The organism is Actinospongiicola halichondriae, from assembly GCF_049103745.1.
Lineage (GTDB): Bacteria > Actinomycetota > Acidimicrobiia > Acidimicrobiales > Salinilacustritrichaceae > Salinilacustrithrix > Salinilacustrithrix halichondriae.
In genome coordinates this window covers 3,591,194-3,603,520 of record NZ_CP171622.1, presented here as the reverse complement: position 1 = coordinate 3,603,520, position 12,327 = coordinate 3,591,194, and the positions used below count along the sequence as shown (strand labels likewise).

General features: G+C 68.6%; 9 protein-coding genes. All 9 read left to right on the top strand.

Features of this window, described 5'->3' with window-relative positions:
* Window position 1 precedes the first annotated feature (1 nt).
* Complete coding sequence (locus AB8619_RS17890; protein ID WP_436793983.1) at window positions 2-535, top strand: RNA polymerase sigma factor; 534 nt, start codon at window positions 2-4, stop codon at window positions 533-535.
* Between the two features lie 67 nt (window positions 536-602).
* Window positions 603-1,553 (top strand): hypothetical protein, encoded by a 951-nt coding sequence (locus tag AB8619_RS17885; RefSeq protein ID WP_436793982.1) that lies wholly within the window; start codon window positions 603-605, stop codon window positions 1,551-1,553.
* On the top strand, window positions 1,550-4,612 hold the full coding sequence (locus tag AB8619_RS17880) for a hypothetical protein (protein WP_436793981.1): 3,063 nt from the start codon (window positions 1,550-1,552) through the stop codon (window positions 4,610-4,612). The genes AB8619_RS17885 and AB8619_RS17880 overlap by 4 nt, the downstream gene beginning before the upstream one ends.
* Before the next feature lie 185 nt (window positions 4,613-4,797).
* The gene (dnaK, locus tag AB8619_RS17875; protein WP_436793980.1) at window positions 4,798-6,639 is read left to right on the top strand and encodes a molecular chaperone DnaK; all 1,842 of its coding nucleotides are present in this window, start codon (window positions 4,798-4,800) and stop codon (window positions 6,637-6,639) included.
* A 10-nt stretch (window positions 6,640-6,649) separates the two neighbouring features.
* Window positions 6,650-7,225 (top strand): nucleotide exchange factor GrpE, encoded by a 576-nt coding sequence (locus tag AB8619_RS17870; RefSeq protein ID WP_436793979.1) that lies wholly within the window; start codon window positions 6,650-6,652, stop codon window positions 7,223-7,225.
* Window positions 7,226-7,307: 82 nt separating this feature from the next.
* Window positions 7,308-8,429, top strand: coding sequence for a molecular chaperone DnaJ (dnaJ, locus tag AB8619_RS17865; protein WP_436793978.1), 1,122 nt, complete (start codon window positions 7,308-7,310; stop codon window positions 8,427-8,429).
* A gap of 5 nt (window positions 8,430-8,434) precedes the next feature.
* A complete protein-coding gene (locus AB8619_RS17860) occupies window positions 8,435-8,821 on the top strand; it encodes a heat shock protein transcriptional repressor HspR (RefSeq protein WP_436793977.1) in 387 nt (128 codons plus the stop codon).
* Window positions 8,822-8,835: 14 nt separating this feature from the next.
* Complete coding sequence (locus AB8619_RS17855; RefSeq protein WP_436793976.1) at window positions 8,836-9,465, top strand: TetR/AcrR family transcriptional regulator; 630 nt, start codon at window positions 8,836-8,838, stop codon at window positions 9,463-9,465.
* Window positions 9,466-9,781: 316 nt separating this feature from the next.
* Window positions 9,782-12,289, top strand: coding sequence for an ATP-dependent Clp protease ATP-binding subunit (locus tag AB8619_RS17850; RefSeq protein ID WP_436796409.1), 2,508 nt, complete (start codon window positions 9,782-9,784; stop codon window positions 12,287-12,289).
* The last annotated feature ends 38 nt before the right edge of the window (window positions 12,290-12,327 follow it).

Genomic DNA, 12,327 nt, shown 5'->3' with positions numbered 1-12,327 from the left:
GATGGCCCGATCTCGCACTGGTGCTCCCCCCGGCTTCGAGGAGTCGTTCGACGTCCTCTTCGCGCGGGCGTTCGCCTCGGCGCGGCGACTCCTCCCGAGTGCGGCGGCATCGGAGGACGTCGCCGCCGAGGCGATGATGCGGGCCTACCTGCACTGGCGCAGGATCGGGTCGGCCGACTGGCGCGAGGGCTGGGTCGTGCGGGTCGCGTCGAACCTCGCGCTCGACGCCATCCGCAAGGACAAGCGGATCGAGCATCGCGAAGGGGACGAGGCGGCATGGGTGGAACCCGACGTCGCCGAACGTATGGCGCTGACGACCGCGCTCCGAGCGCTGTCGAAGCGGCAGCGCGAGGTCGTCGTGTTGCGCTACCTCGAGGGCTTCCCCGAGAAGGACGTGGCTGCAGCGTTGCGGATCTCGCCCGGGTCCGTGAAGACGCACGGGTCACGAGGGTTGGACGCCATGCGCGTGCAGCTCGGACCCGACGCCGACCGATGGGCAGAGCACGAGACCGAGGGGAAGACCGTCGATGCCTGAATGGCCCGCACCCTCACCGAGAGACGACGTCTACCAGCGAGTGCTCGCTGGTGGAAGGAGAATGGTCATGATCCGCAACGCAGCGATCGCCGGGGCGGTGGCCCTCGGCGCCGTCGGGGTCGGCGTCGGTTGGACCGTGCAACAGAACGTGTTCGCCGACGATGCTGTCGGTGGCACCGTCGGCGCTCCCGCGGGCGTCGACCTCGACGGCGACGGCGTCATCTCCGACGACGAGCGGATCACCCCCTCGGCCATCTACTTCGACTGCCCCGGAGGCGAGGCGCTCGGCGAGCTCCACGACGGGGACCGGATCTTGACCGTGGGCATCCACGACACGGCCGATGGTTGGCTGGCCCTGCGCAAGCCGCTCGAACCGAGCGAGACGGTGTGGATCGCGGCCGAGCAGGTCGTCCCCGACGGCGAGACCGGCGACCTGCCGGCGATGCCGTGTGCCGAGGGCGAGGCCCTCCAGATCGCCGGTCCCGACGAGATCGAGGACGACCCCGACACCACCGAGGTCGCCGCACCGGACGAGACGACCACCACCCGACCGACGTCGGAGACGACGCAGACGTCGAAGCCGTCTACCACCGCGACGACCAAGCCGAACGCCACGACGACGACCAAGCCGAAGAGCACCACGACGACGACCACCACCACGGTGCCGGCGCCGGCGCTCAGCCTCCTGGCCCCGAGTCCCTCGGCGATCAGCGAACTCCGCGGCGACGGCAACGCCTGCGCCGAGGGTGGACCGACCGCCAAGACCTCGCTGGTGCGGGCGACGACGACCAACGCCGACTCGGTGACCATGTCGTGGTCGGTCGCGGGCAACGAAGGTCAGAAGAACATGTCCGAGACGTCGTCCGACTTCTGGCAGGTCGTCCTCGGATCGTTCGGTCAATCGACGATCAGTTCGGGCACGGCGACGATCAACGTGACCGTCCGAGCCACCGGACCCGGCGGGACGACCACGAAGAACACGACGGTGACGCTGCACAACTGCGGGTTCTTCGGATGAGCGCCGGGACGATGAACCGCAAGACCATCCTCGTCGGAGTCGCCGGCTTCGTCCTCACCGTCGTCCTCGGCGTCGCTGCCGGCGCCGTGTTCGGTGACGACGACGAGTCGGCGACGCCGTCGCCGGGACCGGAGGCGACCACGACGAGCGTCGTGCCTCCGCCCATGGTCGACCTCGAGGACGTGGTGATCGTCGATCCGGTCTACGTCGGTCCGCCGGTCGACGCGTCGGTCATCGCCGGGATGACCGGCTCGGCCGACCCTGGCCCGGACGGTCTCGAGCCGCCACCCGACGGCGTCGAGGAACCCCCACCGAGCGGCTTGCCGTTCGCGCCGGTCGTCGTCGGCCAGGGGACGCGGCAGGTCCCGCCGGCGCCGGACGGCCTCCCCGACCCCGTCGACACCTGCGGCGACGACGACTGCCGCGCTGCGGTGGGCGAGCGTCGAGACGAACTCGATCGTGTCGCCCCTGGCGTGGACGACGAACTGTTGGAAGCACTGCTGGAGCGCATCGGCGGACAGTCCGACGGCGAGATCGTCGTCGACGAGGACGACGACACCGGTGGCGATCCCTGCGCGCTTGCGGAGGACCCCGACCAGTGTCGGGCGGATCTGGCCGACCGGCTCGAGCAGATGACCGATCGCCTCGCCGAGATCCCCGAGCTGTCGACCGACGAGCGTTCGGCGTTCGTCGATCCCTGCGTCGACACCGGAGCGACTGACGGCGATCCGGCCGACGAGACCCCGTCCGACATCCCGTCGTTCGACGGCCCGCCCGAGGACGAGGAGCCTCTGGCCTCGATCGACCCGTGCCAGGGCGAGCCGGCGACGGTGACGCTCGACGACGGTTCGTCGGTCGACGTCATCGGTCCGTTCGTCTTCGACGATCACCACGTCCTGTGTGGCGATTCCCCCGACCTCGAGGACGGTCAGCGGTCGCTGCTCTTCGGCACCTCGCTCCCGGCCTCGGTACGGGGGACAGCACAGGCGATCGACCCGACGGGAGCGCCCGTCGGCGACCCCGTTCCCTTCCGTGGACTCGCGCCGGAGGGCGATCCGGTCACGATCCCTCCGTCGCTGCTCGGCGCCGCCGGCGCTCGACCGGTCTCCTACTACCCGACGTGTGCGGCGCTCGACCGACTCGACGACTTCGCGGCATCGATCGACGTCCAGGCCCTCGTGATCGCGGACGGCGCCACCCCCCGCAGCGTCCAGGACGAGATCCCGCTGCCGATCGCGACCCTCGAGGGGGAGGGAGGTACCGATGCTCCGCTCCTCCGTCTGTCGGCGTCGGACCTGGTGGACCTGCTCGACGCATTGGACTCCCCGGAGCGGGGCGTCTTCGTCTCCGAGATCGATCAGGAGCGAATCGGCATCCAGGTCGACGTGCGGTCGAACGAGCGAGCGTCGGCGAAGCTCATCCCTCGCGATCCGGCGATGCCGGAGGTCTCGCGTTGTGACGAGGCGCCGCAGGCATGGGAACGCGCCCACGGACCGCGCGTCGGTCGCTCGTGGATGCAGCAGCCCTTCACCGGTTACTTCGACCTCACGGTCCAGCGGTACGAGACGCCCTACGGCACATCGGCCGACCTGTGCATCGACGTCGAGACCGACGCCACCCCTCCGACGGCGGTCGCGCACTACGAGTACCCGGTCGTCGTCCCGGATCCGACGGTCTACGAGATCTCGGCCGGCCCGATCTTCCCCGGTGTCGATGCCGTCGTCCCCGACGAGATGTCCATGTGGATCGCCGGGCCCGGAGGACAGAACCTCGGGTGTTCGGGCGCTGCGATCGGCGTCCCGCCGGTCGGCGGCGATCGCGAGGCGTTCGTCGACATCTGCACCGTGCGCCAGCCGCTGGCCTCGTTCGACCTCGGCGTCCGTGGGGAGTACGACGGCGAACTCGGTGCCCCCCTCACCTCGCGGCAGGTGTTCGACGAGGACCGGTGCCCGAGTCCGACGGAACCGTGCGACGCGTTGCTCATGGCGTTCTACGCCGGCCCGGACGGCAGCGCGCCGACGGGCACCCGGCTCTTCCGAGTCCGCCGAGCATCGGCAGGGACGGCGTCGTGGGACATCGGACCGCAGTCCGCCGCCGACGTGTCGGCGGCCGACGCCGGACCCGCCCTCGTGATCAGCCGGTCGAGCGTCGAACCGAACCCCGACGATCCTGCACGCAGCATCGTGGTCGACGTCCGTGCCGATCGGCCGGTCAGTGGGACCGTCCACCTGCGTCAACGCATCACGAGCACGACGTCCACGGGTGGCAGCGGTCTCCCCCCGTGTCGAGGCGGGATGCTGAACCCAGCACCGCTCACACCGGACGAGGCCGATCCGACCCACCTCGCGCTGGCGGTCCGGGACCTGTGTCCGGCCACGCAGTACGACGCCTACATCGTCCTCACCGACGAGGACGGCCAGTCGAACGCGTTCTCTGATCGCGTCGCGTCGAGGCCTTCGTGGCCGGTGTACCCGATCGGGGGGATCGGCGACGCCCGGACCGAGCCGTTCGAGGTGCCCGTGCACATCGAGTTCGAGGTGGTCGATCGCTACACCGGGTTCTTCGGCCTCCCGTGGGAGAAGGTCGGTCTCATCCCACGACACTTCTCGGCGAGCGTCGCCAACGAGGACCTGTTCCCGGCGTACCAGCAACCCGTCGGGGCCACGGCCCACTACGGCCTCGACTGTGCCGACGGGGCGTTCTTCAGCAGGGAGAGCGACACCACACTGCGGATCGGTCAGTCCTTCGGTGCCACGGCAGGCATCGACCTCGAGACCTGGCGGCCGCGGTGGCGCGGGAACCTCTGCCCGACGCCACTCCAACAGGGAGCGGGCTGGGCGATCGACAGCCTCGAGCATCGGGGGTCGGCCCGTTGGACCATCGGCTACACCGAGTTGGTCGACGGACTGGCCGAGGGTGGCATCGAACTGTTGCTCGACGACGGCACGGACCCGTCACGTCGTGTGAGCGGCCGCGACGACCACCGTGTGATCGCGGTGCTGCGGATCGAGCCGCAGCCGGGTGCCGACCCGACCGTGGCGGTGGCCGCAGGCGGTTGACGGGGCGATGTCGCTCGGGAAGAAACCCGGCGTCGCTCAGGAAGAAACCCGGCGACCAAAGTTGTCAATGACACACTCAGGTTTTATGCTGGCCTCTGTCGAGGCGCCAGGAAACCTCCGGGTGGACGTGGCAGTCTCGGACTCTTCCCCCGATCTGCACACCGCTCCTACTGGAGGCAACAACCATGCCCAAGGCCGTCGGAATCGACCTCGGTACCACCAACTCAGTCGTCGCGGTCCTCGAGGCCGGCGACCCTGTCGTCATCCCCAACAGCGAGGGCGCACGCACCACGCCGTCCGTCGTCGCCTTCTCCAAGGGCGGTGAGGTCCTCGTCGGTGAGGTCGCGAAGCGCCAGGCGATCACCAACCCGGACCGCACCATCCGTTCGGTCAAGCGCCACGTCGGCAGCGACTGGACCGTCGACATCGACGGCAAGGACTACACGCCGCAGGAGATCTCGGCCCGGACGCTCCAGAAGCTGAAGCGAGACGCCGAGAGCTACCTGGGCGACACCGTGACCCAGGCGGTCATCACCGTCCCCGCGTACTTCGACGACGCGCAGCGCACCGCCACCAAGGAAGCCGGCGCCATCGCCGGCCTCGAGGTGCTCCGCATCATCAACGAGCCCACTGCCGCGGCGCTCGCCTACGGCCTCGACAAGGAGGGTGAAGGCGACCAGACGATCCTCGTGTTCGACCTGGGCGGCGGCACCTTCGACGTGTCGGTCCTCGAGATCGGCGACGGCGTGTTCGAGGTCAAGTCGACCCACGGCGACACCAACCTCGGTGGCGACGACTGGGACCAGCGGGTCATGGACTGGTTGGTCGATCAGTTCAAGGCGGCCCACTCGGTCGACCTGTCCAAGGACAACATGGCCAACCAGCGCCTCAAGGAAGCGGCCGAGAAGGCCAAGATCGAGCTGAGCCAGGTCCAGTCGACCCAGATCAACCTGCCGTTCATCACCGCGACGCAGGACGGTCCGCTCCACCTCGACGAGCAGCTCACCCGAGCCAAGTTCCAGGAGCTCACCGCCGATCTCCTCGAGCGTTGCAAGGAGCCGTTCGAGCAGGCGCTCAAGGACGCCGGCATGAACAAGGGCGACCTCGACCACGTGATCCTCGTGGGCGGCTCGACACGCATGCCCGCCGTGACCGAGATGGTCACCGAGTTCACCGGCAACGAGCCCCACAAGGGCGTCAACCCCGACGAGGTCGTCGCCATCGGCGCCGCCGTCCAGGCCGGCGTGCTCAAGGGCGACGTCAAGGACGTCCTCCTGCTCGACGTCACGCCGCTGTCCCTCGGCATCGAGACCAAGGGTGGCGTCATGACCCGCCTCATCGAGCGCAACACCACGATCCCCACCAAGCGGACCGAGGTGTTCACGACCGCCGAGGACATGCAGCCGTCGGTCGAGATCCACGTCCTCCAGGGCGAGCGCGAGATGAGCCAGTTCAACAAGACGCTCGGCAAGTTCCAGCTCGTCGACCTGCCCCCGGCCCCCCGTGGCGTGCCCCAGATCGAGGTCACCTTCGACATCGACGCCAACGGCATCGTCCACGTGTCGGCCAAGGACCGGGCGACCGACAAGGAGCAGTCGATGACCATCACCGGTCAGAGCTCGCTCGCCAAGGACGACATCGAGCGCATGGTCAAGGACGCCGAGGCACATGCCGAGGAGGACACCAAGCGTCGCGACGAGGCCGAGGCCCGCAACCAGGGCGAGAACCTCGTGTACCAGACCGAGAAGTTGCTCAAGGACCAGGGCGACAAGCTCGAGGGCGACGACAAGACCAAGGTCGAGGACACCCTCGCGGCGCTCAAGACCGCGCTGTCGGGTGAGGACGTGGCCGAGATCAAGCAGGCCACCGAGAACCTCATGACCAGCTCGCAGGACTTCACCCAGAAGCTCTACGAGTCGGCGGCGCAGTCCGACGCCGAGTACCCGGGTTCGGGTGCAGGTGCGGGCGCCACCTCGGCCGACGACGACGAGGTCGTCGACGCCGAGATCGTCGACGAGGACGAGTGATCCGGCTCCGATGAGCGACGAACCCACTGACGAACCCACCGAAGAACCGTCCGACGATGGTTCTGCAGAGCCCGCCGCCGAGGCCGAAGAGGTCGACTTCCCCGACATCGAGGTCGACCTCGAGGCCCCGGCCGAGATCACGGTCGGGCAACTCGACGCACTGGTCGCCGAGCGCGACCAGTTCCTCGACGCCTACCAACGCGCCGCGGCCGACTTCGACAACTTCCGCAAGCTCTCGCAGAAGCGGATCGCCGACGAGGTCGCCCGCACCCAGGGCAGCTTCGTCGAACGTCTGCTCCCGGTGCTCGACGCGATCGACGCCGCCCGAGCCCAGGGACATGAACACGACCGTGCTGATGTGGAGGCCGTGGCCGCGCAGCTCTACGGCTTCCTCGAGAAGGAAGGCCTCGAGCGGGTCGACCCGGTCGGCGCCGAGTTCGATCCCAACGTCGCAGAAGCCGTGGTGCACGAGCCGGGCGACCCCGACGACGAACGGGACCAGCCCGTCGTCACCGAGGTCCTCCGGACCGGCTACCAGTGGAACGGCCGCGTGATCCGTCCGGCCATGGTCAAGGTCGCCGGCTGACACCAAAATCCCGTCGCCGGATCACACCTGGTGTGAGCCAGGAACGAGATTTTCTGTTCGGAGGAGGAGGTGAAGGACACCGATGGCACCGCAACGTGAATGGTTCGAGAAGGACTACTACAAGACGCTCGGCGTCTCGGAGTCCGCCACCAAGGCCGAGATCACCAAGGCGTACCGCAAGCTGGCGCGCGAGAACCATCCCGACAAGCACCCTGGCGACGACGCCGCCGAGGACCGCTTCAAGGAGGCGTCGGCGGCGTACGACGTGCTCGGCGACGAGGCCAAGCGCAAGGAGTACGACGAGGTCCGGCGCAACCCGGTGAGTGGCATGGGCGGCGCGGGCGGCCCCGGCGGTTTCCGATTCGACACCGGCGACGTGGGCGACCTCGGCGACATCTTCGGCGGGCTGTTCAACCGCGGCCAGGGCAGTCGTGGCGGTCGGGGCAGTCGCGGCGCCGGCCCGCAGCGGGGCGCCGACCTCGCCGCATCGCTGCATCTCGGCTTCGAGGACGCGGTCAACGGCCTGACCACGGCTGTGCACCTCACGTCGGAGGCGGCATGCAGCCGCTGCGCCGGCAACGGTTCCGAGCCGGGCTCGACTCCGCTGGTCTGTACCGACTGCGGGGGTCGGGGCGTACGCGACGACAACCAGGGCTTCTTCTCGTTCTCGCAGCCCTGCCCCACCTGTCAGGGACGTGGTGTGACCATCACCGATCCCTGCACGAACTGCCGGGGCAGCGGTGTCGAGCACCGGCCCCGCGAGATCAAGGTCCGCATCCCGGCCGGAGTGCGCTCGGGCCAGAAGATCCGGCTCAAGGGTCGGGGCGGCCCCGGTCGCAACGGCGGCCCGCCCGGCGACCTCGAGGTCACTGTCGACGTCGGCACCCACCCGATCTTCGGTCGGTCGGGCGACGACCTCACCGTCACGGTTCCCGTGACGTTCCCCGAGGCCGCGCTCGGCGCCGAGATCCTGGTTCCCACGCTCGGCGGCGAACCGGTGAAGATCAAGGTCCCGGCCGGCACCCGCTCGGGCAAGGTCTTCCGGCTCTCGGGACGGGGCGTCGAACGGAAGGGCTCGAAGGGTTCGCTCCTCGTCACCATCGAGGTGGCGGTTCCTGCCAAGCTGTCCAAGGACGAGCGCAAGGCGATCGAGGCGCTCGCCGACCTCTCCGAGGAGTCGCCGCGCAGCCACCTGGGGGTGTGATGTAAATGTCGAGATCCGAGAAGCGAGCCGTGTACGTCATCTCGGTCGCGGCCGAGCTGGCCGGTGTGCACCCCCAGACGTTGCGCATCTACGAACGCAAGGGCCTCGTCGACCCGGCCCGGACCAGTGGCGGCAGCCGCCGCTACTCCGATGCCGACATCGAGATGTTGCGCCGGGTCTCCGAGCTCACCGACGACGGATTGAACCTCGCCGGCGTCAAGCGGGTGATGGCGCTCGAGGCCGAGGTCGAACGCCTGCAGGCCGAGCTCGCCGAGGCACGCATCGCCGCCGACCGCGCGGTCGAGTCGACGCACCGCCAGTACCGCCGAGACCTGGTCCCCCTCCGGCAGGAGGTCACCGTGTTCGGCCGGGTCGACCTCCCCGAGCGGTAGAGCCGGCGTCACCCGTGCCGAAGCCGACGTGGACGAACCTCCCCGACGACAAGCGGGAGCGGATCGTCGACGCCGCCATGACCGAGTTCGGCAGCCGCGGGTTCTCGGCCGGGAGCCTCAACGTGATCGCCCGCGACGCCGGCGTCGCGAAGGGCTCGTTGTTCCAGTACTTCGACGACAAGCTCGACCTGTTCGCGATGGTCTGCGACGAGGGGTCGACCCGCATCGAACGAGCGATCGTCGCCGACCTCGATGCGGGGATGCCGTTCTTCGACCTCATGGGTCGGATCGTGCACCGGTGGATCGACTACTTCCGCGACCACCCCCGTGAGCGGCGGATGGCGTTCGCCGTGGCGAACGAGATCGACGACGCCGCTCGTGCCGCCGTCCGCGGCGTCGCCAACGCGCACTTCGAACAGGTGCTCCGCCCGCTCGTGGACCTCGCCGCCGAACGCGGTGAGTTCCGGGCCGACGTCGATCCCGACATCGTCATCTCCCTCGTCACCCTGGTGCTCCGTCATCTCGACTCGGCACCGTTCGACCCCAACGGCGATCCGGCGATCGCCTTCACCCGTCTCGACGACACCAGGGTCCGGTCGGTCGCCGACGACTATGTCGAGACGCTCCGCCGCGCCTTCACCTGAAGCGAGCCACCTCAGGCGAGCCACCGGAGGAGAAGAGAAGCCGAATGGCCTACTGACAGTGGTGAGACGACTCCTTATCGTGGTGTTTGGAACTGCGGTCGACTCGGACAGGGGGTCGATCCAGCGCCGAAGAGGAGCAGTGTCAGCGACGACTCAGGGAGGCGTCGTGCGATGCGCTGCTCCGATGCCGGAGGACGCCGACACCCGTGGTGAGTGTCGGCGTCCGTCCCGCGCCCGGCGAGCGGTTCGTTCGGCAGACAAAGTTGAGTGTCCTGTAGTCAAGTTTCCTGAGTGGGGATAGGCTGTCGTCATGGCTCTGGACCCGAACAAGTGGACTCTGAAGACCCAAGAGGCGTTCTCGGCTGCGGTCGAGCAGGCCAAGTCGCTCAACAACCCCGAGGTCACGCCCGATCACCTCCTCGCGTCCCTGGTCCGCCAGACCGACGGGGGCATCACGCTGCCCATCCTCGAGAAGGTGGGCATCGACTCGCGCAGCGTGCAGAACAACGCCGACGAGGCGGTGGCCAAGCTCCCCAAGGCCTACGGGGGATCCGAGGCACGGCTGTCACGCGACCTCCAGTCGGTGATGACGGCGGCCGACGAGGCCCGGACCGAACTCGGCGACGAGTACCTGTCGGTCGAGCACCTCCTCCTCGCCCTCGCCGAGGCCGTGGGCTCGACCAAGGAGGACCTCCTGCACGCTCTGCGCGAGGTCCGGGGCAGCCACCGGGTCACCAGCCAGAACCCCGAGGACCAGTACCAGGCGCTCGAGCGCTACGGGCGCGACCTCACGGCCGCCGCACGCGCCGGCAAGCTCGATCCGGTCATCGGTCGCGACGAGGAGATCCGTCGCGTCATCCAGGTCCTCAGTCGCCGCACCAAGAACAACCCGGTCCTCATCGGTGAGCCGGGTGTCGGCAAGACGGCCGCCGTCGAAGGACTCGCCCGCAGGATCGCCGACGGCGACGTCCCCACCTCGCTCCAGGACAAGCGCGTCGTCAGCCTCGACGTCAGCGCGATGGTCGCCGGCGCCAAGTACCGCGGCGAGTTCGAGGAGCGCCTCAAGGCCGTGCTCAAGGAGATCACCGACTCCGACGGCCAGGTCATCACCTTCATCGACGAGATGCACACGGTCGTGGGTGCCGGTGCCTCCGAGGGTTCGACCGGCGCCGGCGACATGCTCAAGCCGATGCTCGCTCGCGGTGAGCTGCGCATGATCGGCGCCACGACGCTCGACGAGTACCGCAAGTATGTCGAGAAGGACCCCGCACTCGAACGTCGCTTCCAGCAGGTGATGGTCGGCGAGCCCTCGGTCGAGGACTCCGTCGCCATCCTCCGCGGTCTCAAGGAGCGATACGAGGTCCACCACGGCGTGCGCATCCAGGATGCTGCCCTCGTCGCCGCAGCCCAGCTCTCCGATCGTTACCTCACCGGGCGCTTCCTCCCCGACAAGGCGATCGACCTCATGGACGAGGCCGCGTCGAAGCTGCGCATCGAGATCGACTCGCTGCCCACCGAGATCGACGTGGTCGAACGACGTATCCGTCAGCTCGAGATCGAGCGGGTCGCGCTCGCTCGCGACGCCGGCGAGGGGTCGGTCGACACCCAGTCGGTCGCCCGCCTCGACGATCTCGACGAGGAGCTCGCGAACCTGCGTGAGGAACGCGACGGGATGCTCGTCCACTGGGACCGCGAGAAGCAGGCCATCGGCACCATCCGTGGCCTCAAGGAAGAACTCCAGACCCTCGAGGAGGGCCTCGAACGCGAAGCCGACCTCGAGAAGGCGGCCGAGATCCGCTACGGGCGGATCCCCGAACTGCAGCGCCAGATCGACGAGGCCACTGCGGCCTTGGCCGAGCTGCAGTCGGAGTCCCGGATGCTGAAGGAGGAGGTCGACGAGGAGGACATCGCCGAGATCGTCAGCCGCTGGACGGGAGTGCCCGTCGCCCGCCTCATGGAGGGCGAGATGGCCAAGCTCGTCCGGATGGAGGACGTGTTGCACCAACGCGTGATCGGCCAGGACGAGGCCGTCACCGCGGTCGCCAACGCCATCCGTCGCAGCCGCGCCGGCCTGTCCGACCCCAACCGTCCGATCGGTTCGTTCCTGTTCCTCGGCCCCACCGGCGTTGGCAAGACCGAACTGGCCCGCACGCTCGCCGACTTCCTCTTCGACGACGAACGGGCCATGGTCCGCATCGACATGTCGGAGTACATGGAGAAGCACTCCGTGTCGCGCCTGGTCGGTGCCCCTCCGGGATACGTCGGCTACGACGAGGGCGGCCAGCTCACCGAGGCCGTCCGTCGTCGTCCGTACTCGGTCGTCCTCCTCGACGAACTCGAGAAGGCCCACAACGACGTGTTCAACATCTTGTTGCAGGTGCTCGACGACGGCCGCCTCACCGACGGCCAGGGTCGCACCGTCGACTTCTCGAACACCGTGCTGATCATGACCTCGAACATGGTGGGCGATCCGCGTGACCACCTGCGTCCCGAGTTCGTGAACCGCATCGACGACATCGTTCGCTTCCGTGAACTCACCGAGGCCGACCTGGCGCCGATCGTCGACATCCAGCTGGACTCGATCCGCAGCCGTCTCACGGCCAAGCGCATCACCCTCGACGTCTCCGACGCCGCCAAGGTGAAGCTCGCGGCGATGGGCTACGACCCGGCGTACGGAGCCCGGCCGCTCAAGCGGGTCATCCAGACCGAGGTCGCCGACCGCATTGCCGGCGCCATCCTCGACGGTCGGTTGGCCGACGGCGACGTCGCCGCACTCGACGTCGTCGACGACGGGTTGGTGCTCGAGACCACACAGATGGTCTGACCCCGACACCCCCTGGATGTGGTTCACTCCGAGTGCAG